Origin of the sequence: Kocuria sediminis, from assembly GCF_009735315.1 — a bacterium.
In the GTDB taxonomy this organism is placed as follows: Bacteria; Actinomycetota; Actinomycetes; order Actinomycetales; family Micrococcaceae; genus Kocuria; species Kocuria turfanensis.
Genome location: NZ_WOGU01000010.1, coordinates 56,150 through 77,855, shown reverse-complemented (window position 1 = coordinate 77,855; position 21,706 = coordinate 56,150). Strand labels below are relative to the sequence as shown.

The following is a 21,706-nucleotide window of genomic DNA, read 5'->3' as shown; positions in this document are numbered from 1 at the left end:
CCCGCACGGCGGGTCTCCCCCGGAACGGGCCGGGAGTTCCCTGTCAGCGGACAGCGGGCTCGGACGCGGGCCGGCGGGGGTGCCCGGCGGACATCCGCCGGGCACCCCGCTCACGCGTAGACGTGGGGGGCGAGCGTGGCGATGCAGTCGAGGTTGCGGTACTTCTCGTCGTAGTCCAGCCCGTAGCCCACCACGAACTCGTTGGGGATGTCCCAGCCGACGTACTTGACGTCGATGGCGGTCTTCGCGGCCTCCGGCTTGCGCAGCAGCGCGCAGACCTCCACGGAGGCGGCGCGGCGGGACTCCAGGTTCGCGCGCAGCCAGGACAGGGTCAGCCCCGAGTCGATGATGTCCTCGACGATCAGGACGTCGCGCCCCGAGAGGTCGGTGTCGAGGTCCTTGAGGATGCGGACCACGCCGGAGGACTTGGTGCCCGAGCCGTAGGAGGACACCGCCATCCAGTCCATGGGGTACTGGCCCTGGAGCGCCCGGCACAGGTCGGCCATGACCATGACCGCGCCCTTGAGCACGCCCACGAGCAGCACGTCCCGCCCCTGGTAGTCGGCGTCGACGGCCGCCGCCAGTTCGGCGATCTTCGCCTCGATCTCTTCCTTGCTGAACAGGACCTCGGTGAGGTCCCCCTGGACGTCCTCAGCCTTCACGGCGCTCCTCGTGTGATGCGTCAATCGGATGCGGGCCGGCGGCGCCCGCTCCGGCCGCGGTGCGCGGGCGGACGAGCTCCAGGTGTCCCGGACCACGGGTGCCTGCCGGCGGGCGGCGGCGCCACACGGACACCTTACCCGCCATCTGCACGGGCCCCGCGGCCCCGTGCTCCTCGGCGAAGGCGTCGAGCGCGCCGAGGCGCTCGTGGGCGGGGGTCTCCCCGCCGGCGGCCACCACGGCCGCGGACAGGGCGCGGCGCCGCAGCGCGGGGTGGGCCGCGCGCAGGGTCGCCAGGTCCAGGGCCAGCGAGCCCGGAAGCTCCGGGGCGGCGGCCCGGGCCCGCTCGAGCAGCTCGCGCGCGGCGGCGTCGAGGTAGTCGGCGTCCGGGCCCAGGATCGCCGCGGAACGGGCCAGGGCGCGGGCGAGGCCGGGCCCGAGCTCCTGCTCCAGCAGCGGGAGCACCCGGTGGCGGACCCGGGAGCGCATCAGGGAGGTGTCCCGGTTCGTGGGGTCGTGCCAGGGCTCGAGCTGCTCGGCGGCGCAGATCCGCCGGGCCTGCTCGCGGGAGAGGTCGAGGAAGGGCCGGAGGTAGGTCACGCCGTCGAGCGCGCGCACCGGGGGCATCCCGGCGAGGGAGCGGGTGCCGGAGCCGCGGGCGAGGCCCAGCAGCACGGACTCCGCCTGGTCGTCGAGGGTGTGCCCGAGCAGCACGGCGTCCGCGCCCGTGCGCGCCACGACCTCCGCGATCCCCGCGTAGCGGGCGGTGCGGGCGGCCATCTCCGGTCCGCCGCCGTCCCGGTGCACGGTCACGGCGGTCACGACGACGGGGGCCAGCCCCAGGTCCTCGAGGGTGCGCGCGGTGCGCTCGGCCACCGCGGCGGAGCCCTCCTGGAGGCGGTGGTCCACCACCACCCCGCCCACGCGCAGCGTGCCGCGGCGGGCGAAGTGGGCCGCCGCGGCGGCCAGGGCGAGGGAGTCGGGCCCGCCGCTGCAGGCGACCAGCACGAGCGGAGGCTCCGGACGGGTCCGGGGGACGTGCTCCCGGACGGCGTCGAGCACACGGCGGCGCCCCGCGGCGACGTCCGGGGACAGCCGGCCGCGGCGGGCGAACTGGGTCACCGGCGGGCGTCCTCGCGGGCGCTCGCGGCCTGCTGGTTCTGGGCCTCCCGCACGGCCAGGCGCACGACCTTGGCGAGGGTCGGGGCGGTGTCGCCCAGCAGGTCGAGGGCGGCCTCCAGCTCACGCTGCGGGACCACATGGGCCAGGGCGGCCACGGCGTTGGTCTCGCTGTGGATGCCGGCCTGGATCTGCGTGGTGGACAGCACCGGCTGCGAGGCCTCCACCGCGGAGAGCGTCTCCTCGATGTCCGGGGTGCCGATGCGCTGCTCCAGCATCACGAGGCGCTCGTAGACCGCGGGGTTGCCGATCTTGATCCGGCGACCGCTGTTGAGCTGTGACAGCATGGGGGCGGAGAGGCCGAGGACCTCGGCCAGGCGCCGTTGCGTGATGCCGTAGGCCTGCACCACGGTGCCGAAGCGCTCCGAGAGGGGCTGGCCGTACAGCTTGACCTGCTGTTCGATATTCTCTGTGCTCACGTAAAAATACTGTCACACAAAGGTGATCCTCACCTACCGCGTGTCGGCCTGTGACCGCCGCCGTCGCGCCGGTCCGCGCACCCCGAAAACTCGATGAAACTGCATGTCAGCGCGGGGTAGGCGAGGTGTAGCACATTGTGCGGCGCCGTGGGCGCGGACGGGTCAGCCGCGCGGCGCGCCGGCGCCCAGGACACGCTCGACCCAGCGCTCCGGGGCGTGGATCTCGGCCTCCGTGGGCAGGTGCTCCGGAGCCTCCCAGATCCTGTTGAACTCCTCCAGCCCCACGGCCTGCACCACGCCGGAGACGAAGCGCTGACCGTCGCTGTACTGGCGCATCTTCGCGTCCATGCCGAGCAGGCGCCGGACGAAGCGGTCCAGGCTGCCCTGCAGCTCCGAGCGGCGCTCGAAGCGCCGCCGGATCGTCCTGACGGTGGGCACCACCGAGGCGTCCACCCCGTCCATCACGAAGTTCGCGTGCCCCTCGAGCAGGCTCATCACGGCGGTGAGGTGGGAGAGCACCTCCCGCTCCCGCCGGCCCATGAGCAGGCCCACCACGCCGAGCGAGGGCTGGGACTCCCCGCGGCCGATGGCCCGCCCCGGCAGGGACCGGACGGCCTCCGTGAGCCGGGCGCCCAGCGTCTCGGCCTGGCCCATGAGCGAGTCGGCGAGCTCGTCGATCTGCTCCATCATGTGCGCGCGCAGCCACGGCGCCGCGGCGAACTGGACCCGGTGGGTCTGCTCGTGCAGGCAGACCCACAGCCGGAAGTCCTCGGGCTCCACGTTGAGCTCCCGCTCCACGGTCAGGATGTTGGGGGCCACGAGCATCAGCCGCCCGCCCGGGTGGCGCTGCGCGGCGAGGGCGGAGACCAGTCCCGCGTAGGGGTCGTACTGGCCGAGGACCTTCGACGAGAGGAAGCCGAGCACCGCGGCCATCTCCATGGCCGTGGCCGTTCCGCCGAGGGCGGTGGCGGCGGCGCCGAACTGCTCCGGGCGGCGGCGGCGCAGCGCCTCCACCGCCGGCTCCATGAGCAGCTGGAAGGTCTGGGCGTTGGCACGGGCCCACCCGGCGCGGTCCACCACCAGGACCGTGGAGTCCCGCAGGTCCCGGGCGGCCTCCAGCCCGGTGATGCGGTGGACGTGGTCCACGGACGCCTCGGCGTGGCGGCGCATCGACGCGACCGCGACCTGCATGGCGCCGGCGGACATCTTCGGCCCCGGCGGGGTGATCCGCGCGGCGGCGGCGGCGGCGAGGTCCCACCGGACGATCCCCGGCGCCGCCGAGGGCGTCGAGGACTCCGGGATGCGGTGTGCTGCGGTCATGGCCTCATGCAACCACACGCGCCTGGGAGCTCCCGCCGCGCGCACGTCACAGTCCGGCGAGGGCCGCCACGGCGCGGTCGGCGGCGTCGCGCGCGGCGGCCGGGTCGGCGACCTCGTTGAGCACCACGGCGTACGTCAGCAGCCGTCCCTCCCGCGTGCTGACGTGGCCGCTGAGCGACACCACCGTGTTCAGCGTGCCGGTCTTGGCCCGGGCCAGTCCCCGGGCGGCGGTCTCGGCCTCGTCGTCGAACCGGTCGGCGAGGGTGCCGGACGCGCCGGCCACCGGCAGCGCGCGGGCCCCCGGGGCCAGCGCGCCGGTGCCGTCCACGACCATGGCCCGCACCACCCGTTCGAGGGCGCGGGCGGGGATCCGGTTGTCCAGGGACATCCCGGAGGCGTCGGAGAGCACGAGGCCCGCCGGGTCGATCCCGCGGGCCGCGAGCGCCTCGGCGGCGGCCTCGCGCCCGCCGGTGATGCTGCCCGGGTGGCCCGCGGCCCGGGCCGCGATCCGGGACAGCACCTCGGCGAGGTGGTTGTCGGAGTCCTGGATCATCAGCTCGGCCTGCTCGGCCAGGGTGGCGGACTCCACCGCGGCCAGCTCGGCCGCTCCCCGGGGCGCCGGTCCGGGGGCGAGCCGCAACGGCGGGGCGGCGACCCCCTCGGCGGCGAGGGCCGCCCGGAGCTCGGCGGCGAAGACCGCGGCCACGTCCGCCGCCGCGTCGCCGGGGCGCGCGGGCGAGGCCAGGTCCCCGGCCGGCACGTGGTGGGACCAGAACGCCATGGGGGCCACGGGCCCGATCTGCCCGGCGGCGACGTCCCCGGCGGCCCAAGCCTCGTTGAGGGCCGGGCCCGCGAAGAGCCCGGCGTCCCACCGCACGGTGCTGGGCGCGCCCGTCCCCCGGGCGGCGAGCGCGCGAGCCGTGTCCTGGGCCAGGGTCCGCACGCCGGCGCGGCCCTGCACCGCGTGCGGGTCGGAGAGGCCCGGCCGCAGCAGGGTGTCGCCCCCGGCGACGAGCACGACCGTGTCCGGGTCCTCCCCCGCGACGACGGCGGTGCGCAGCCGCTCCCCGGGGTCGGCGTGGGTCAGCAGCGACAGGAGGGTGACCAGCTTCTGGTTGGAGGCCGGCACGAGGGCGGCGTCCGGGTCCTGCTCGTGCAGCGGGGCACCGGTGAGGGCGTCGGCCACCAGGACGGAGCGCCGCCCGGCGGAGGCGCCGTCGAGCGCCGGGCCCACCGCCGCCGCCACCTCGGCGGCGGCGGGCAGCGGCGCGCCCGGGTCCGGGGGCACCGCGCCGTGCGGGGTGGGCGCGGCCGAGGGGAGGGCTCGTGCCGCCGGCGGCACGGCTCCTCCGGGGTGCAGCGCGGGGAGCCAGACCGGGTGGGACCAGCCGGCCAGGCCGGCGCCGAGCGCGAGCAGCAGGGTGGCCAGGACCCGGCGCCGGCGGCCGGGCGCGGGGCGCCGGGGGGTGTGCATGGTGCCCATTGTGGCCCGTGCGGCAGCTCCGTCCCGGCGTGTCCCGCGCCCGGGCGGTTACCGCCGCCCGCGGGGCCGCGGTTATCGTGGGGGGCGGATCTGCCCCCACCCCGCCGGGTGGTGCGGCCGTGCCCGGCCGCTGTCAGCCCTGTCCGGCCGCCCCGGACGACCCGGGGCTCCGCCGGCCTTCGCACGCACGAGGAGAAACACCATGGAGTTGGACGTCACCATCGAGATCCCCCGGGGATCGCGCGTCAAGTACGAGATCGACCACGAGACCGGCCGCCTGCGCCTGGACCGCGTGCTGTTCACCTCGATGCAGTACCCGGCGCACTACGGGTACTTCGAGGACACCCTGGGCGAGGACGGCGACCCCCTGGACGCCCTCGTGCTGCTGGACTTCGAGATCGTCCCGGGCGTGCTCGTGGAGTCCCGTCCGATCGCCGTGTTCAACATGAACGACGAGGCCGGCGGGGACGCGAAGATCCTGTGCGTGTCCACCGACAAGCGCTACGACCACATCCAGGGCCTGGACGACATCGACGAGTTCAAGCTCAAGGAGATCCAGCACTTCTTCGAGCGCTACAAGGACCTCGAGCCGAACAAGTGGGTCAAGGGCGAGGGCTGGGAGGGCCGGGAGACGGCCGAGCGCCTCGTTGCGGAGGCTCTCGAGCGCTTCGAGCAGTCGCACTTCGAGTCCGCCGCCGAGGCGGAGGAGAAGGCCGCGTCCACCGACTGAGCGGGCGGCGCACCGGCGGGGGCCGGGGACCACACCGGTCCCCGGCCCCCGCCGCGTCCCGACCCCTGTGGCAACTCCATGAATTTCGTTATATTGGGACCGGCCGGCTCAGCCGGCCCGACGGTCCGGGATGCATCCCCCCATGGCATCCGGGCCGCCGGCCGGGATCGAGGTCGCCGGTGCGCACCCGAGAGGTGCCCGGTGGCGGCGGGGGTCCCCCACCCGCGCCGCGATCCACCGATCTCTCCCGGCCCATCCCGGCGGACCGGTTCCGCCGCCGCCGGGAGTCGGCCGGCAGGTCCTCGGACCTGCCGGCCGATCCCCGTCCGCCCCGCCCTACGCCGTCCGGCCCCTGTGGTTCGATGGTCCCGGACCCGGGACGGCCCCGGGCCCGTCGGAAGGATGCGCATGTTCCTGCTGGGCCCCGAGGCGGACCTCGTCTTCTCCGCGAGCGACCTGGTGCGCGCGGCCGAGTGCCCGTTCGCGAGCCTGAGCGTCCTGGACGAGCTGCTCGGCCGGGCGCCGCGTCGCCCCGAGGAGCGCGACGCGATGCGCGCCCGCACGGCCGCCCTGGGCGACGCCCACGAGCACCGGGTCCTCGCCGCCCACCGGACGGTCTTCGGCCCCTGGGACCCGGAGACCGGCCGCGGCGTCTACGAGGTCGAACCGGCCCGCGGCACGGACCGGACCGGGCTGGTGGCCAAGCACGCGGAGTCCCTGGCCGCCCTCCGCGCCGGGGCGGACGTCGTCTTCCAGGCCTCCTTCTTCGACGGCGGCTTCCACGGCCGCGCCGACTTCCTCGTCCGCCGCCCGGACGGCGCCTACGCCGTCCACGACACCAAGCTCGCCCGGCACGCCAAGGTCACCGCCCTGCTCCAGCTCGCCGCCTACGCCGACCAGCTGGAGCGGGCGGGGGCTCCCGTGGCGCCGGAGGTCACGCTGGTCCTGGGAGACCAGCGCGAGGCCGTCTTCCCCGTGGCCGAGCACCTGGCCGTCTACCGCGAGCGCCGGGAGCGCTTCGTGGCCGCCGCCGCCGCCCACCGGGCGGGCACCGGTCCCGTCCGGTGGCACGACGACCGCGTGGGCCGCTGCGGGCGCTGCGGGCACTGCGCCCGGGCCGTCGCCGAGCACCGGGACCTGCTGCTGACCGCCGGCATGTCGGTGCGGATGCGCCGCACGCTGCGGGAGCGGCACGGGGTGCGCACCGTCGATGAGCTCGCCGGGCTCGAGGGACCGCAGCTGCCGGCCGCGGTCCGCAGGCTGCGGGACCAGGCCGCGATGCAGACGGGCCGCGGCGGCGAGGACGGGGCCGTCGAGTGGACGAAGGACGGGCGGACCCACCGCACGGCCTACCGGGTCACCTCCACGGAGCCGCTGCGGCGGCTGCCGGCCCCGGATCCCGGGGACGTGTTCTTCGACTTCGAGGGCGATCCCCTGTGGCAGGATCCCGAGGACCCGGCGTCCTGGGGGCTCGAGTACCTCTTCGGGGTCGTCGAACAGCCCCCCGCCCCGGGCGCCGAACCCGTCTTCCGGCCGTTCTGGGCCCACTCGCGGGACCAGGAGCGCGCCGCGCTGCGGGAGTTCCTGGACTACGTGGCCGAGCGCCGAGAGCGCTTCCCCGGGATGCACGTCTACCACTACGCCGACTACGAGAAGGCGGCCCTGCGCCGGCTCTCCCTGGTGCACGCCGTGGGCGAGGACGCCGTGGACCGACTGCTGCGCGAGAACGTCCTGGTGGACCTCTACGACACCGTGCGAGGAAGCCTGCGGCTGTCCGAGAACTCCTACTCCATCAAGAAGCTGGAGCCGCTGTACATGGGCCGGCGCCTGCGCACCGGGGACGTGGTGGACGCCGGGGCGTCGGTGGTGGCCTACGCCGACTCCTGTGCCGCCCGGGACGCCGGACGGGCGGAGGAGGCGGACCGGATCCTCGCGGGCATCGCCGACTACAACGCCTACGACTGTCTCTCGACCCTGCGGCTGCGGGACTGGCTGCTCGGCCTCGCCGGGATCTCCCCCGACCCCGCGCGGCACCGGCCCGCCCCGGCCCCGGCCGAGCCCGCCGAGGAGCTCCCCGGGACCGCCATGACGGACGCGGAGCAGCGGCTGCGCGATTTCCTGGACCGCCCGGGGTCCGCCGGCGGCCTCGGGCCCCGGCAGCGCACCGCCGTGGCGATGGTCGCCTCCGCCACCGGCTACCACCGCCGCGAGCGCAAGCAGTACTGGTGGTCCCACTTCGACCGCCTGGAGGGCCCGGTCGAGGACTGGGAGGACACCCGCGACGTGTTCGTGGTGCAGCGGGCGGAGGTGCTGGAGGACTGGGCGAAGGACCCGGCCAAGCGCGGCAGCGCCGCCCCCACCCGGCTGCTGCGCCTCGCGGGGCGGTTCGGCGAGGGCTCCACGCTCCGCCCGGGGGCCACCGGGCTGTTCCTGGTCTACGGCCCGCCCGTTCCCGCCCACCTCGCCGAGGAGGCCGCCGGACGCGGCAGCGGCCGGGCCGGGGACTGGACCGCCGCCCTGGAGGAGCTCGACGAGCGCGAGGACGGCACGGCGGTGCTCACCGTGCGGGAGCGGCTGCGCACCCCCCGCGGAGCCCCCGCCCCCGAGCCCTGGGTCGAGCTGCCCCTGGCGCTCACCCCGGAGCGGCCGATCGCCACCGCCTCCCTCGAGGAGTCGCTGCAGACGCTGGCCGCCCGCACCGCCGACGCCCTTCCGGAGCTGCCCGAGCTGCCGGGGGTGCGGCTGCTCCTGCGCGAGCCGCCGCGGCCGGCCGGCGGCGGGCCGCTGCCCGTTGCGGGCCCCGGCGGCACGATCGACGCCGTGGTCGAGGCCCTGCGCGCACTGGACCGCAGCTTCCTCGCCGTCCAGGGTCCTCCCGGCAGCGGCAAGACGCACCTCGGCTCCCACGTCATCGGCCGGCTCGTGGAGGCCGGGTGGCGGATCGGCGTGGTGGCCCAGTCCCACGCGGTCGTGGAGAACCTGCTGGGCGGGGTGATCGCGAAGGGCGGCGTGCCCGCCGAGCGCGTCGGCAAGAAGGCGCCGGCCGGGCGCCCCGCGCACGGGCCCTGGCGGACGCTCGCGGGCCGGGACTTCGCCGGTTTCCTCGCCGAGGGCGGGGCCGTGGTCGGCGGCACGGCGTGGGACTTCTCCAACGCCGCGTACCTCGAGGACGAGGCCCTGGACCTGCTCGTGGTCGACGAGGCCGGGCAGTACTCGCTCGCCAACACCCTGGCCGTGTCCCGCGCCGCGCGCCGGCTGCTGCTGCTCGGGGACCCCCAGCAGCTGCCGCAGGTCTCCCAGGGCACCCACCCCCTGCCCGTCGACGAGTCCGCCCTCGGCTGGCTCTCCCACGGGTCGCCCACGCTGCCCGCCGAGTACGGCTACTTCCTGGACCGCACCTGGCGGATGCACCCCGAGCTGTGCGAGCCGGTCTCCGAGCTCTCCTACGCCGGGCGGCTGGGCTCCGCCCCGGCCGCGTCCCGGCGGGAGCTCACCGGCGTGGCCCCGGGCCTGCGCACCTGCTACGTCGAGCACGCCGGCAACCGCACGGCCTCCCCGGAGGAGGCCCGGCAGGTCGTGGCGCTGGCCCGGGAGTTCGTGGGCACCCCGTGGCGGGCCGGCCCGGACGCCCCGCCCGTGGCGCTGACCCCCGCGGACGTGCTCGTGGTGGCGGCCTACAACGCCCAGGTCGATCTCGTGGCCCAGGAGCTGCGCGCGGCGGGGCTGCGGGACGAGGAGGGCGCCGGGGTCCGGGTGGGCACCGTCGACCGGTTCCAGGGGCAGGAGGCCCCCGTGGTGATCGTGTCCATGGCCGCCTCGTCCGCCGAGGGCCACCGGGGCATGGAGTTCCTGCTGTCCCCGCACCGGCTCAACGTGGCGGTCTCCCGCGGGCAGTGGTGCGCCGTGCTCGTGCGCTCCCCCGCCCTGACCGACTACCTGCCCGCCACCCCGGAGGGCCTGCAGCTGCTGGGCCGGTTCACCCGGCTGTGCCGCCGCGGGGCGGGCCCGGGGGCGCCGTGAGCGGCGAGCGTCCGGCCCGCGTGCCCTACGTCCTGCACTTCGAGAGCCGGACGGTGGTGCTCGGGGAGCCGGCCCACCTCGAGGAGCTCGACGCCCTGCTCCGCGGCGCGGGCGTGTCCACCCGCCCCACCTACTGGCACGGGATGCAGCGGGACGATCCGGGCGCGGCCCTGAACAGCGTGGGCACCGACCTCACCGCGGAGCACTTCTGGGACCGGGTCGACGCCGGGGCCTTCGCCGCCGCGCGCTGGCCCGTGGACCTGGACGGCCCGCTCTACCTGCCCGCCCCGCCGTGGTGGCTGCAACGGGCCCGGGCGTGGGCGTACGATCCCGTGGCGCCGGCCCTGGGCGCGGCCGAACCCGGCGGCTGGCTGCGCGTGCCCGGCTGGGCCGGCACCGAGAACAACGACGCCGGGGGTCCGGTGGGGCTGCTGCAGCTCACCGACCCGGCGTCCTTCTGGGTGCTCGCCTCCGACGCCGACCTCACGGAGGTCGCCGCCACCGCCAAGGAGCTCTCCCGGTTCCGGCAGGGCTTCGACCGGCTCACGGCCTACTTCGACCCCGACGACCGGATCGGCTGCCTGCGCCTGCCCCTGATCTGCCGGGAGCCGCTGGAGGACGAGCTGCTCGCCCGCGGCGTGGACATCGAGCCGCGGTTCTGGGAGTGAGCCCCGGCCGCGCCGCCGGGACCGGGCCGCCGCGGTGACCGATACTGGGAGCGTGTACGTCGTGAGCCTGGACCAGCGCCTCCGCGGGGCGGAAGACCTCGCGCCGGCCCTGGCGCGCCGGCTCGGGGACCTCGGGACCGTGGTGCCCTTCCAGTGCGCCCGGGCGCACGCGGTGCAGGGCATCACGGCGGACCCGGCCGCGGCGGTGGCCGCGGCCCTGGCCGGGCTGCGCGGCGAGGCGTGGAGCGTGGGGATCGGGGTGGGCCCGGTCGGGCTCGAGACCGTGGCCGGCGCCGGCGGGAGCACAAGTCTGCGCGCCGACGGCCCCGGCACGGTGCACGCCCACCGCGCCGCGGCGGCGGCCGCCCGGACCGGGCGGGTCCCGGTGTGCGTGGCCGCGGAGGACGCCGCGGCCGCGGCCCGCGCCCAGTCCGTGCTGCGGCTGCTGGGGCGGATCGTGGCCCAACGCACGGCGGCGGAGTGGCGCGTCGTCGACCTCCTCGTGCCGGGGGCGCGCGGCCAGCAGAAGGTCGTGGCCGGGGAGCTGGGCATCACCCCGCAGGCCGTGTCCAAGGCGGTGGCGCGGGCCCTGTGGCAGGAGGAGTGGGACGCCCGTCCCGCCGCGGCGCGGCTGCTGGAGCTGTGCGAGCCGCCCGGGACCGGCCCGGGGGCTCAGGCCTCGACGATGAAGCCCTCGGAGAGCATCCACTCGTAGGCGACGTCGGCCGGCTCCCGCCCGTCGACGTCCACCTGCCGGTTGAGCTCCTGCATCACGTCGTCGGTCAGCGCCTGGGAGACCGGCTCCAGGACCTGTTCCAGGGCCGGGAACTGCTGCAGCAGCTCCGTGCTGAACACCGGGGCGGCGTTGTAGGCCGGGAAGAACTGCCGGTCGTCTTCGAGGACGGTCAGGTCCAGGGCGGGGATGCGGCCGTCGGTCGAGAAGACCTCCCCGAAGTTGCACTCGCCGCTGTCCGTGGCGGAGTAGATCGCCCCGGTGTCGTAGATGCCGATGTTGTCCTCCGGCACCTCGCTGCCGCGGTCCAGGCCGTAGTGGGCGAGCAGGGGGGTCAGCCCGTCGCTGCGGGAGTTGAACTCCGCCTCGACGCAGAACGTGCGCTCCGCCGCCGGCAGCCCGGCGATGTCCGAGACCGTCCGCAGCCCGTGGGCCTCGGCGTACTCCGAGCGCACGGCCATGGCGTAGGTGTTGTTGAGCGCGGCCGGGGCCCCCCAGGTCAGCCCGTTGCCGAGGTCCTCGTCGTGCACGGCCTGCCACTGCTCCTGCTGGTCCGGGATGCCCTGCTCGTGGCCCAGGAAGGTGAGCCACGCCGTGCCGGTGTACTCGACGGTCAGGTCGGCGTCCCCGGACAGCATGAGCTCGCGCACCGGCTGGGAGCCGGGCACGTTGGTGAGGTCCTCGGTCTCGAAGCCGGCCGCCTCCACGGCCAGCACGGTGATCTTGCCGAGGATCAGCTGCTCGGTGAAGTTCTTGGACGTCACCTTCACCTCGGTCCCCTCGGCGCCCTCGACGGGCCGGATGGAGCCGGGCTCGGCGGCGGGCACGTAGGCGGTGGAGGGCTCCAGCCCGCAGCCGGCCAGCAGCAGCGCGGCGCCGGAGAGCACCAGGGCGGCGCCCGCGGAGCGGGGGGTTCTCATCGCAGTCCCTTCGGGCGCGCGACGTGCTCCACGACGCGGCCGATCCAGTCGATGGTCAGCGCGAGCAGCGCCACGAGGATCGAGCCGGCGACGAGCACCCGCACGAGGTTAAGGTTGACGCCCGTGGTGATCAGCAGGCCCAGTCCCCCGCCGTTGACGAAGGTGGCCAGGGTCGCGGTGCCGACCACCAGGATCAGCGCGGTCCGCACCCCGGCCAGCATGACCGGCACCGCCAGCGGCAGCTCGACCCGGAGCAGGACCGCGAGCGCGCTCATGCCCATCCCGCGGCCGGCCTCCACGAGGCTGCGGTCGACGCCGTCGAGGCCGACCATGGTGTTCTTCAGCACGGGCAGGATCGCGTAGACGATCAGGGCGACCACGGAGGCCTGGAAGCCGAAGCCCAGCCAGAACGCGAACAGCACGATCAGCCCCACCGCCGGGGCGGCCTGGCCGATGTTCGCCACGGCGATCACCGGGCCGGTGAGGAAGCGCAGCGGCGCGCGGGTGAGGAGGATCCCCACCGGCACGGCCACCAGCAGCACCACCACGGTGGCCACCACGGTCAGCTGCAGGTGCTGCACCGTGAGGTCCCACAGCGCTCCCGGGCGCAGGGTCACCGCCTCGGTCTCCGTCAGCTCCGCGGTGGACAGCCACAGCGCCAGCAGGCCCAGCGCCGCGAGGACCGCCACGGGCTGCAGGAGCAGCCCGCGCCAGGTCCTCCGGTCGACGTCGGCGGCGGAGTCCGGGGTCACCGGGCCGTCCGCGGCGTCCGGGCCGGCCGCCGCGGTCCGGTCCGTCTGCGTGCTCATCGGCCCTCACCGCCGGGTCCGGCGGGGCTCACGGTGGGCATCTCCCCCGTGTTGTGCCCCAGCGGCGCGTCCTCGGGGTCCACGGCGCGGCGGGCCTCCGTGATGGCGGCCATGACGGTCTCCACGTAGATGACGCCCTCGAAGCGGTCCCGGGGTCCCACCACGAGGGCCGCGCCGGTGCTCGAGACGAGCATCGTGTCCAGCGCGTCGTTGAGCGTGGCGCCCGTGCCGACCAGCGGCAGCCGCTCGTTGCGGTCGCCGGGGACCGTGCTGAAGCGCTCCAGCTGGCGGCGGGCCGGCCACGACAGCGGGCGGTCCCGGTCGTCGAGGACCACGACGTCCCGGGTGCCGGCCTGCTCGCCCCGGGCGAGCACCGCCTGCACGTCCTCGCCGGGCCGGGCGGTCACGGCGGGGACGAGGTCCACCTCCCGGACCCGGGTGAGGGTCAGCTGCTTGAGGCCGGCGCCCGTGCCGATGAAGTCCTCCACGAACTCGTCGGCGGGCTCGGCCAGGATCCGCTCGGGAGCGTCGTACTGGACCACCCGGGCGCCCTCGTCGAAGACCGCGATCCAGTCGCCCAGCTTCACGGCCTCGTCGAAGTCGTGGGTGACGCACACGATGGTCTTCTGCAGCTCGTGCTGGATGTTGATGAGCTCGTCCTGCAGGCGCTGCCGGGTGATGGGGTCCACGGCGCCGAAGGGCTCGTCCATGAGCAGCACCGGCGGGTCCGCGGCCAGCGCGCGCGCCACCCCCACGCGCTGCTGCTGCCCGCCCGAGAGCTCCCGGGGATAGCGGTCCCGGTACACAGCCGGGTCGAGGGAGACGAGCTCCAGCAGCTCGTCCACGCGGGCGGCGATGCGGGCCCGGTCCCAGCCGAGCATCCTCGGGACCATGCCGATGTTGGTGGCCACGCTCATGTGCGGGAACAGCCCGCCGGCCTGGATGACATAGCCGATGCCGCGGCGCAGCTCGTCGCCGTTCATCGAGGTGACGTCCTGCCCGTCGATCACGATCCGGCCCTCGGAGGGCTCGATGAGCCGGTTGATCATCTTCAGCGTGGTGGTCTTGCCGCACCCGGAGGGTCCCACGAGCATCACGGTGCTGCCGGCGGGGATCTCCAGGGTCAGCCCGTCCACGGCGGCCCTGGGCTGCCCGGGGTACCGCTTGGAGACGTTCTCCAGCAGGATCCGGGCCCCGGTGACGGAGGAGGCGGTGCGGGGGGCGGAGTCAGACACGGATACCTCGCGATGTGGTGAGTCGGCCGAGCAGCACGAGCAGCCCGTCCAGGATGAGGGCGACGACGACGACCGCCACGACGCCGGTGAGGACCGAGGCCAGGGAGTTGGCGCCGCCGAGCCGGGACAGGCCGGAGAAGATGAAGCCGCCCAGGCCCGGGCCGAGGACGTAGGCGGCGATGGCGGCCACGCCCATCACCATCTGGGCCGAGACCCGCATGCCGGCCTGGATCACCGGCCAGGCCATGGGCAGCTCGACCCGCAGGAACGTGGCCGCACGGCTCATGCCCAGACCGCGGGCGGCCTCGACCGTGGCCGGCGGGACGCCCGCCAGGCCGACCACCGCGTTGCGCAGGACCGGCAGCACGGCGAAGAAGGTGACGACCACGACCGCGGGCAGCACCCCGAAGCCGAGCGGGGCGATGAGCAGGCCGATGAGGGCGAAGGAGGGAATGGTCAGGCCCACGGCGGAGACGTTGTTGGCCACGGTGGTGAGCCGGGGCGAGCGGTAGCACAGGGCCGCCAGGGCCACCGCGAGGACCGTGCCCAGCACCAGGCACTGGACCACCAGGGAGAAGTGCTGCCAGCTGGCGAAGAGGATCTGCTCCCACCGGTCGGACACGTACTGGATCACGGCACGCCTTTCGGCTCGTCGGCGATGACGTGGTCACCCGGTCAGCAGAGAATCTACCACTCTGCCCTCCGCGGACGTGGCCGGGGTCACCCGCGGGGGGCGGGGCGGGACCGGTTGTCCGGTGCCCCCGCCGTTGGCAGACTCGGGGGATGACACGGACCCCGGAGACGTACGACGTGGTGGTGATCGGCGGCGGGCCGGTCGGCGAGAACGCGGCCGGCCGCGTGGTGCGGGGCGGGCTGAGCGCCGCGCTGGTGGAGGCGCAGCTCGTGGGCGGGGAGTGCTCCTACTGGGCCTGCGTCCCCTCCAAGGCGCTGCTCCGCCCGGGTGCTGCGGTCGAGGCCGCCCGCGGGGTGGGCGGGGCCGCGGAGGCCGTCACCGGGAGCCCGGACGCGGCCGCGGCGCTGCGCCGCCGGGACGGCTTCGCCGCGCACTGGGACGACTCGGGCCAGGCCGAGTGGCTCGCCGGCGCCGGCGTGGAGCTGTTCCGGGGACGGGCGCGGCTGGCCGGGCCGCGGCAGGTCGAGGTGACCACCGGGGACGGGGACGTGCGGCGGCTCGCGGCCCGCCACGCCGTGGTGCTGGCCACGGGCTCGCGCCCGGTCGTGCCGCCGGTGCCGGGGCTGGCGGACGTGCCGTTCTGGGGCACCCGGGAGGCCACCGCAGCCCGGGAGGTCCCCCGCTCCCTCGCGGTGCTCGGCGGCGGGGTGTCCGGCACGGAGCTGGCGCAGGCCTTCGCGCGGCTGGGCTCCAGGGTCACCGTGGTCGCCCGCAGCCGGCTGCTGGGCGCGTTCCCGCGGCCGGCCGCACGCCTGGTGGCCGACGCGCTGGAGGCCGAGGGCGTCACCGTCCTCGAGGGGCGGGGCACGGACCGCGTCCGGCACGGCGGGGACGGCTTCGAGCTCGTCCTCGACGACGGCGCGACGGTCTCCGCGGAGCGGCTGCTGGTGAGCACCGGACGGCGCCCCGCCCTGGGAGAGCTCGGGCTCGAGGAGCTGGGGGTGGACCCCGCGGCGCTGCGGGTCGACGCCTCGGGGCGGGTGGCCGGCCCGCAGGAGCAGTGGCTGTACGCCGCGGGGGACGCCGCGGGCGGCCCGCTGCTGACCCACCAGGGCAAGTACGAGGCCCGGGCCGTGGGGGACGCCCTCGTGGCCCGCGCCGCCGGGCGGCTCGGGGACTCCGTGCCCGCGTGGTCGCCGTACGCGTCCACCGCCGACGCCTGCGCCGTGCCGCAGGTGGTGTTCACCGACCCCGCGGTGGCCGCCGTGGGCCGCTCCGCGGAGCAGGCCCGCGCGGACGGGCTCGAGGTGGACGTCGTGGAGCACGACATCGACGTGGCGGGGGCCTCCCTGCACCGGGACGGCTACCGCGGCTGGGCCCGCCTGGTGGTCGACCGGCGCCGCCGCACGCTCGTCGGGGCGGTCTTCGCCGGCCCGGACGTGACGGAGCTGCTGCACGCGGCGACCGTGGCCGTGGTCGGCGAGGTGCCGCTGGAGCGGCTGTGGCACGCGGTGCCGGTCTTCCCCACGATCAGCGAGGTGTGGCTGCGCCTGCTCGAGGAGTACGGCCTGTGAGCCGCACGCCTCACAGCAGGGAGCGCAGGACCCGGGCGACGCCGTCCTCGTAGACGGTGTGGGTGACCTCGTGGCAGGCGGCCGCGACCTCGTCCGGGGCCTGGCCCATGGCGACGCCGCGGGCGGCCCAGTCGAGCATCTCGATGTCGTTGCGGCCGTCGCCGACCGCGACCGTGTGGGAGGGGTCCACGCCGAGCCGGCGGCGGATCTGCTCCAGGGCGCTGGCCTTGGAGACGCCGTTGGCGGCGATGTCCAGCCAGGCGCTCCAGCCCACCGAGTAGGTGACCCCGTGCAGACCGGCCTCGTCGATGGCGAGGGCGAACTCCTCCGGGGTGTGCTCGGTGCTGTAGACGACCATGCGCACGGCCTGCATCTGGGCGAGCTGGTGCAGGTCCACGCCCACGGCCTCGATGCCGAAGGAGGCGTCCTGGAAGCGCTCCGTGGAGTAGAAGGACCCGTCCTCGGTCTCGAGGGCGAACTTCGCCGTGGGCAGGCGCTGCTCGAGGGCCTCGAGGGCCTGGCCGGGCTCGAAGGAGACGCACTCGAGGACCCGGTGGTAGTCGGGCAGCTCCGGGTCCAGCTCGAGGGTCATGCCGCCGTTGGAGCACACGGCGTAGCCGCGCTCCTGGCCGATGAGCTCGACCACGGGCAGGGTCGCCCCCTTGGAGCGGCCGGTCGAGATGACCACGTGGTGGCCGGCCCGGAGCACGGCGCGGGCGGCGTCGCGCACCGCCGGGGACATGTGCCCGTCGTGGTCCACGAGGGTGCCGTCGACGTCGAGGGCGACGAGGTAGCGGACCCCCGCCTCCTTCTTCCACCCGTTGGAGCGGGGCGGCTGGACCTTGAGCGGGACGCGGACGTCCGCGGCCGAGCGCGTGGGGGCGGTGGTGCCACCGGTGTCGCCGAGGTCCTCCGAGTGATCGACCTTCAGCGGGACGGTGGAGTTGATGCTGATCAGTTCGTGCTGGTCCTCGGTGCCAGCCGTCTTTTCTTTCGTCATGCGGGACATGGTGCCACATGACACTGACAGGGTGACCAGCATTTCGGTATGAGATGAATTCGGGTCGAACGCGACCCGTCGGTTCAGCGCCGGACGGGGATGGTCTCCTGACCGCGCAGGTAGGGGCGCAGCGCCTCCGGCACGCGCACGGACCCGTCCGCCTGCTGGTGCGTCTCCAGGATCGCGGCCAGCCAGCGGGTGGTCGCGAGCGTGCCGTTGAGGGTGGCCACCGTGCGGGTGCCGCCCTTGCGGGCCCTGCCGGCGTCGTCCGTGGTGCCGGGCAGCCGCTCGCGCACGTTGAGCCGCCGGGCCTGGTAGGTGGTGCAGTTCGAGGTCGAGGTCAGCTCGCGGTACCGGCCCTGCGTGGGCACCCACGCCTCGCAGTCGAACTTGCGGGCGGCCGAGGCGCCGAGGTCCCCGGCGGCGGTGTCGATCACCCGGTAGGCCAGCTCGCAGCGCGTGAGCATCTCCTCCTCCCAGCCGAGCATCCGCGCGTGCTCGGCCTCGGCGTCCTCCGGGGAGCAGTAGACGAACATCTCCAGCTTGTTGAACTGGTGGACGCGGATGATGCCGCGGGTGTCCTTGCCCCCGGAGCCGGCCTCGCGCCGGTAGCAGGAGGACCATCCCGCGTAGCGCAGCGGCCCGTCGGCGAGGTCGAGGATCTCGTCCGCGTGGTACCCGGCCAGCGGCACCTCGGAGGTGCCCACCAGGTAGAGCTCGTCCTTGCCCACGTGGTAGATCTCGTCCGAGTGGGCGATGTCGAAGCCCGTGCCGCTCATGATCTCGGGGCGCACGAGGTTGGGCGTGGTCATGGGGACGAAGCCGTTGTCCAGGGCGAGGTCCTGGCCCATGAGCAGCAGGGCGGTCTCGAGCCGGGCGACGTCGCGCTTGAGGAAGTAGAACCGGGCGCCGGAGACCTTGGCGCCGCGCTCCATGTCGATGCCGTCCACGAGCTCGCCGATCTCCAGGTGGTCCCGGGGCTCGAGGCCCTCGGCGGCGAAGTCCCGCGGCTGCCCCACGGTCCGCAGCACGACGTAGTCGTCCTCCCCGCCGGTGGGGACGCCGTCGAGGACCAGGTTCTCGACCACGGAGACCAGCTCGTCCTGCCGGGCACGGGCCGCCTCGGCGGCCGCCTGCGCCTCCTTGACGCGGGCGGCCAGCTCCTTGACCGCGGCCAGCAGCTCCTGCTTCTCCCCGCCCTGGGCGCGGGCCACCTGCTTGCCGAACGCGTTCTGCTCGGCCCGCAGGTTCTCGTACTCGGTGATCAGGTTGCGGCGCGCGACGTCCGCCTCCAGGATCCGGTCGATCAGGGACACGTCCGCCCCGCGGGCGCGCTGCGAGGCGCGGAAGACGTCGGGGTGCTCACGGAGCTGGTTGATGTCGATCACCCTGACAGGGTACCCAAGACCCGTGCTCGGGCCGGGCGGGGCCGGCGGGTTAGGCTGGAGGACCGCCGTGATCCGCCGGGCGCCCCGGGACGGGCGCGCCGCGCTGTGCGGCCACCGCACGATGCCGCCCCACCCCCAGCACCGCCGAACCGAGGAGTCCTCCCGTGACCGCCACTCCAGTGGGCCCGAAACGGGTCGCCGTCGTCATCAACCCGATCAAGGCCGACGCGGACCTCGCCCGCGACGCCATCATCATCGGCTGCCGCAAGGGCGGGCTGCCGGACCCCGTCTTCTTCGAGACGGAGGAGGACGACCCCGGGTTCTCCATGGCCCGCCGGGCGCTGGAGCAGGGCTTCGACCTCGTCCTCGCCGCCGGCGGCGACGGCACCGTGCGGGCCGTCGCGGAGACCCTCGTCGACGGGGACGTCCCGTTGGGCCTGCTGCCGCTGGGCACGGGCAACCTCCTGGCCCGCAACCTCGGCGCCGACCTCGGCGACCCGCACCGCAACGTGGACATCGCGCTCTTCGGCGCGGAGCGGGCCATCGACATGGCGAGCTTCCGGGTGGAGCTGGCCGACGGGACGGTGGAGGACCACGCCTTCTGCGTGATGGGCGGGGCCGGCTTCGACGCGCAGATCATGACGGACACCAAGGACGAGCTCAAGAAGCTGGTCGGCTGGGCCGCCTACGGGGAGGCCGGTGTCCGGCACCTGTTCGCCCCGCCGCGGTGGGCCCGGTTCCGGATCGACGACGGCGAGTGGCAGAGCCGGCGGGTGCGCTCGGTGATGGCCGCCAACTGCGGGATCCTCACGGCGGGGATGATCCTCGTGCCCCAGGCGAAGATCAACGACGGCGTGCTGGACCTCGTGGTGATGTCCCCGCGCAGCACCCTGGAGTGGGCGCTGATGGCCGCGAAGGTGGTGTTCCGGCAGCGGCGGGACCTGCCCGTGATCGAGTTCTTCGCCGGGAAGAAGGTGCGCGTGGAGTTCCACGAGCCCATCGAGTCCCAGGTGGACGGGGACGGCACAGGGCTGATCACCGGCTTCGAGTCCGAGATCCTGCCGGGTGTGCTCTCGGTGCGGGTGCCCCCCTCCCAGGCCGACTGACGCGCGGGCCCGGCCCGGCGTCCGGCCCGCCCGCGCGGCCGGCTCAGTCGACCGGGTCCGGCCGGCGGCTCAGGCCCGCCACGAACGCGCCCATGAGGGCGACCACCGCCCCGCCCACCGCGAACAGCGGGCCCTGCCCCTGGTCCGGGAACGAGGACACCGGCTCGAGGACGACCCGGGCGGCCGGCACGAGCTCCTCCACCGTCCGCGGGTCTCCGGCGGCGGGGGCCGGACCGGTCTCGGCGCGGACCACCCCGGAGGTCTCCGGGGTCCCCGCGGCGGCCGGGGGGACGGCGAGGGCGCAGGCCAGCACGGCGGACGCGGCGGCGAGAGCGAGACGGCGGGCGGCGGGAGCGGGCATGGTGGCACCTCCGGTCGGGCTCGGCACCGACCCGGGGGGTCGATCGACACCGGCTGAAGATCGCGGGAACGGACGTGCCCGCACCACCCATGGTGCATGTATTCGCAATAGCTAACAAGCGGGGGGCGGCGCGGGACGTTCCGTTACGCGGGGCCGGGCCCGCCGTCCGCCGCCGCGGGGCCGGGGTCGCCGTGGCCCTGCAGCGCGGCGACCCAGGCGGCGGCCTCCCGGAAGGCGCCGTCGGAGTGGTGCCGCGCCACGGTGGCGACCTTGTGGTCGGCGCGCGGATAGGAGCCGAGGAACCGGGTGCTCGGGCAGACCCGGCGCAGGCCCATCAGGGCGTCGGCCACGCGGGCGTCGTGCAGGTGCCCGTCCACGTCGACGCTGAAGAAGTACTCCCCGAGGAAGTTGCCCGTGGGACGGGACTCGATCCGGGAGAGGTTCACCCCGCGGGTGGCGAACTGCTCGAGGATCTCCATCAGCGCCCCGGCCCGGTCCTCCCACAGCGGGATGACCAGCGTGGTGCGGTCCGCCCCGGTGCGCGGCGGCAGGGGTGCGTCCGGGCGGGCCACGAGCACGAAGCGCGTCACCGCGGCCCGGTTGTCCCCGATGTCCTCGGCGAGCACCTCGAGCTCGGGGTGCTGCTCGACGACCACGGGAGAGCAGACCGCGGCCTCGAAGCCGGGCTCCGCTCCCGCACCGGGCAGCAGCGACAGGGCCGCGGCCGCCGTGGAGGACGCCGGGACGTAGTCGGCGCCCGGCAGGTGCTCGTCCATCCAGCCGCGCACCTGCGCCCAGGCGTGGGAGTGCGTGGACACGGTGCGGACGTCGGCGAGGGCCGTGCCGGGGGCGGCCACCAGGACGAAGCTGATGGGCACGAGCGCCTCGCGCACGATGCGCAGCTCGCTGCCGGTGGCCACGGCGTCGAGCGTGGCGGTCACCCCGCCCTCCACGGAGTTCTCGATGGGGACCATCGCGGCGTCGACCTCGCCGGCGCGGACGGCCGCGAGCGCGACGGGCACGGAGGACACCGGGCGGCGCTCGGCCTCCCGCGCGCCCTCCACGCCGAGCAGGGCGGCCTCCGTGAAGGTGCCGGCGGGTCCCAGGTAGGCGTATCTCAACGGACGGTCGGCGTCTCGCCCGTCTCGGACACCATGGGTTTCTCGGCGTCCGTCCACGCCCCCATGCCGCCCAGGACGTTGATCGGGTCGAAGCCGTACTGCTGGAGGTAGGCCGTGGCCCGCAGGGAGCGGCCGCCGGTGCGGCAGATCACGTAGACGTCCTCGTCCGCGGGCACCTCGCCGTAGCGCTCGGGGAGCTGGCCCAGCGGGATGTGCTGGGCGCCGGCGATGTGCCCGGCCTCCCACTCGGCGTCCTCGCGCACGTCCAGGATGCGCGCGTCCTCGGGGATCTCCTCCACCGAGGCGCTGGGCAGGCTGTCCAGGTTGTCCATCGTGCGGGTCCTCT

Annotated in this window: 20 protein-coding genes; 6 read left to right on the top strand and 14 right to left on the bottom strand. The window is 75.2% G+C overall.

The annotated features are described in order from the left end of the window. Positions 1–110 precede the first annotated feature (110 nt). From hpt to dacB, 5 genes are all read right to left on the bottom strand, one after another. A complete protein-coding gene (gene hpt, locus GMA12_RS12710) occupies positions 111–662 on the bottom strand; it encodes a hypoxanthine phosphoribosyltransferase (protein ID WP_162459804.1) in 552 nt (183 codons plus the stop codon). Beyond that, entirely contained in the window at positions 652–1,782 is a 1,131-nt protein-coding gene (tilS, locus tag GMA12_RS12705) for a tRNA lysidine(34) synthetase TilS (protein WP_370831518.1), read from the bottom strand. Before tilS ends, hpt begins: the two co-directional genes overlap by 11 nt. Continuing rightward, on the bottom strand, positions 1,779–2,258 hold the full coding sequence (locus GMA12_RS12700) for a hypothetical protein (protein ID WP_047804727.1): 480 nt from the start codon (positions 2,256–2,258) through the stop codon (positions 1,779–1,781). Before GMA12_RS12700 ends, tilS begins: the two co-directional genes overlap by 4 nt. Positions 2,259–2,420: 162 nt before the next feature. Further along, positions 2,421–3,578 carry an Rv3626c family coenzyme F420 biosynthesis-associated protein gene (locus tag GMA12_RS12695; RefSeq protein ID WP_156269868.1) on the bottom strand — a complete coding sequence of 386 codons (1,158 nt, stop codon included), beginning with the start codon at positions 3,576–3,578 and terminating at the stop codon, positions 2,421–2,423. A 46-nt stretch (positions 3,579–3,624) separates the two neighbouring features. Next, positions 3,625–5,052, bottom strand: coding sequence for a D-alanyl-D-alanine carboxypeptidase/D-alanyl-D-alanine endopeptidase (gene dacB / locus GMA12_RS12690; RefSeq protein ID WP_162459803.1), 1,428 nt, complete (start codon positions 5,050–5,052; stop codon positions 3,625–3,627). Between the two features lie 211 nt (positions 5,053–5,263). Between dacB and GMA12_RS12685 the strand changes: the two genes are divergently transcribed. The 4 genes from GMA12_RS12685 to GMA12_RS12670 all read left to right on the top strand — a co-directional run bounded on the left by GMA12_RS12685 (position 5,264) and on the right by GMA12_RS12670 (position 11,194). Continuing rightward, complete coding sequence (locus GMA12_RS12685) at positions 5,264–5,791, top strand: inorganic diphosphatase (RefSeq protein WP_156269866.1); 528 nt, start codon at positions 5,264–5,266, stop codon at positions 5,789–5,791. Positions 5,792–6,199: 408 nt separating this feature from the next. Further along, complete coding sequence (locus GMA12_RS12680; protein WP_156269865.1) at positions 6,200–9,811, top strand: TM0106 family RecB-like putative nuclease; 3,612 nt, start codon at positions 6,200–6,202, stop codon at positions 9,809–9,811. After that, positions 9,808–10,479, top strand: coding sequence for a hypothetical protein (locus GMA12_RS12675; RefSeq protein ID WP_156269864.1), 672 nt, complete (start codon positions 9,808–9,810; stop codon positions 10,477–10,479). The genes GMA12_RS12680 and GMA12_RS12675 overlap by 4 nt, the downstream gene beginning before the upstream one ends. Before the next feature lie 52 nt (positions 10,480–10,531). Next, positions 10,532–11,194 (top strand): hypothetical protein, encoded by a 663-nt coding sequence (locus tag GMA12_RS12670; RefSeq protein ID WP_162459802.1) that lies wholly within the window; start codon positions 10,532–10,534, stop codon positions 11,192–11,194. On the opposite strand, the gene GMA12_RS12665 is transcribed toward GMA12_RS12670, so the two are convergent. The 4 genes from GMA12_RS12665 to GMA12_RS12650 are packed head-to-tail and all read right to left on the bottom strand — an operon-like array spanning position 11,152 to position 14,810. Continuing rightward, positions 11,152–12,132: a glycine betaine ABC transporter substrate-binding protein gene (locus GMA12_RS12665; RefSeq protein ID WP_156269863.1), complete on the bottom strand. Its 981-nt coding sequence runs from the start codon at positions 12,130–12,132 to the stop codon at positions 11,152–11,154. The genes GMA12_RS12670 and GMA12_RS12665 overlap by 43 nt on opposite strands. Then, positions 12,129–12,941 (bottom strand): ABC transporter permease, encoded by an 813-nt coding sequence (locus GMA12_RS12660; RefSeq protein WP_156269862.1) that lies wholly within the window; start codon positions 12,939–12,941, stop codon positions 12,129–12,131. The genes GMA12_RS12665 and GMA12_RS12660 overlap by 4 nt, the downstream gene beginning before the upstream one ends. Beyond that, positions 12,938–14,176 (bottom strand): ABC transporter ATP-binding protein, encoded by a 1,239-nt coding sequence (locus tag GMA12_RS12655; RefSeq protein ID WP_162459801.1) that lies wholly within the window; start codon positions 14,174–14,176, stop codon positions 12,938–12,940. Before GMA12_RS12655 ends, GMA12_RS12660 begins: the two co-directional genes overlap by 4 nt. Continuing rightward, a complete protein-coding gene (locus GMA12_RS12650; RefSeq protein WP_162459800.1) occupies positions 14,169–14,810 on the bottom strand; it encodes an ABC transporter permease in 642 nt (213 codons plus the stop codon). Before GMA12_RS12650 ends, GMA12_RS12655 begins: the two co-directional genes overlap by 8 nt. Before the next feature lie 149 nt (positions 14,811–14,959). On the opposite strand from GMA12_RS12650, the gene GMA12_RS12645 reads away from it, so the two are divergent. Continuing rightward, the gene (locus GMA12_RS12645) at positions 14,960–16,384 is read left to right on the top strand and encodes a dihydrolipoyl dehydrogenase family protein (RefSeq protein ID WP_156269861.1); all 1,425 of its coding nucleotides are present in this window, start codon (positions 14,960–14,962) and stop codon (positions 16,382–16,384) included. A 10-nt stretch (positions 16,385–16,394) separates the two neighbouring features. On the opposite strand, the gene GMA12_RS12640 is transcribed toward GMA12_RS12645, so the two are convergent. Then, complete coding sequence (locus GMA12_RS12640) at positions 16,395–17,393, bottom strand: HAD family hydrolase (RefSeq protein ID WP_156269860.1); 999 nt, start codon at positions 17,391–17,393, stop codon at positions 16,395–16,397. A 74-nt stretch (positions 17,394–17,467) separates the two neighbouring features. Then, the gene (gene serS, locus GMA12_RS12635; protein WP_162459799.1) at positions 17,468–18,772 is read right to left on the bottom strand and encodes a serine--tRNA ligase; all 1,305 of its coding nucleotides are present in this window, start codon (positions 18,770–18,772) and stop codon (positions 17,468–17,470) included. A 164-nt stretch (positions 18,773–18,936) separates the two neighbouring features. Here serS and GMA12_RS12630 point away from each other — a divergent pair, with 164 nt between their 5' ends. Further along, complete coding sequence (locus GMA12_RS12630) at positions 18,937–19,878, top strand: diacylglycerol/lipid kinase family protein (protein ID WP_162459798.1); 942 nt, start codon at positions 18,937–18,939, stop codon at positions 19,876–19,878. A gap of 43 nt (positions 19,879–19,921) precedes the next feature. On the opposite strand, the gene GMA12_RS12625 is transcribed toward GMA12_RS12630, so the two are convergent. The 3 genes from GMA12_RS12625 to GMA12_RS12615 all read right to left on the bottom strand — a co-directional run bounded on the left by GMA12_RS12625 (position 19,922) and on the right by GMA12_RS12615 (position 21,692). Then, on the bottom strand, positions 19,922–20,239 hold the full coding sequence (locus GMA12_RS12625) for a hypothetical protein (protein ID WP_156269859.1): 318 nt from the start codon (positions 20,237–20,239) through the stop codon (positions 19,922–19,924). A 143-nt stretch (positions 20,240–20,382) separates the two neighbouring features. Continuing rightward, complete coding sequence (gene pheA, locus GMA12_RS12620) at positions 20,383–21,360, bottom strand: prephenate dehydratase (protein ID WP_156269858.1); 978 nt, start codon at positions 21,358–21,360, stop codon at positions 20,383–20,385. After that, entirely contained in the window at positions 21,357–21,692 is a 336-nt protein-coding gene (locus GMA12_RS12615) for a rhodanese-like domain-containing protein (RefSeq protein WP_156269857.1), read from the bottom strand. Before GMA12_RS12615 ends, pheA begins: the two co-directional genes overlap by 4 nt. Positions 21,693–21,706: the final 14 nt, after the last annotated feature.

What these genes read in the sequence shown, in the direction of transcription:
- GMA12_RS12665 (WP_156269863.1), bottom strand. Translation starts at nt 12,132, where the DNA reads ATGAGAACCCCCCGCTCCGCGGGCGCCGCCCTGGTGCTCTCCGGCGCC.
- GMA12_RS12625 (WP_156269859.1), bottom strand. Translation starts at nt 20,239, where the DNA reads ATGCCCGCTCCCGCCGCCCGCCGTCTCGCTCTCGCCGCCGCGTCCGCC.
- GMA12_RS12680 (WP_156269865.1), top strand. Translation starts at nt 6,200, where the DNA reads ATGTTCCTGCTGGGCCCCGAGGCGGACCTCGTCTTCTCCGCGAGCGAC.
- GMA12_RS12645 (WP_156269861.1), top strand. Translation starts at nt 14,960, where the DNA reads ATGACACGGACCCCGGAGACGTACGACGTGGTGGTGATCGGCGGCGGG.
- dacB (WP_162459803.1), bottom strand. Translation starts at nt 5,052, where the DNA reads ATGCACACCCCCCGGCGCCCCGCGCCCGGCCGCCGGCGCCGGGTCCTG.
- GMA12_RS12695 (WP_156269868.1), bottom strand. Translation starts at nt 3,578, where the DNA reads ATGACCGCAGCACACCGCATCCCGGAGTCCTCGACGCCCTCGGCGGCG.
- GMA12_RS12660 (WP_156269862.1), bottom strand. Translation starts at nt 12,941, where the DNA reads ATGAGCACGCAGACGGACCGGACCGCGGCGGCCGGCCCGGACGCCGCG.
- GMA12_RS12685 (WP_156269866.1), top strand. Translation starts at nt 5,264, where the DNA reads ATGGAGTTGGACGTCACCATCGAGATCCCCCGGGGATCGCGCGTCAAG.
- GMA12_RS12640 (WP_156269860.1), bottom strand. Translation starts at nt 17,393, where the DNA reads ATGTCCCGCATGACGAAAGAAAAGACGGCTGGCACCGAGGACCAGCAC.
- GMA12_RS12615 (WP_156269857.1), bottom strand. Translation starts at nt 21,692, where the DNA reads ATGGACAACCTGGACAGCCTGCCCAGCGCCTCGGTGGAGGAGATCCCC.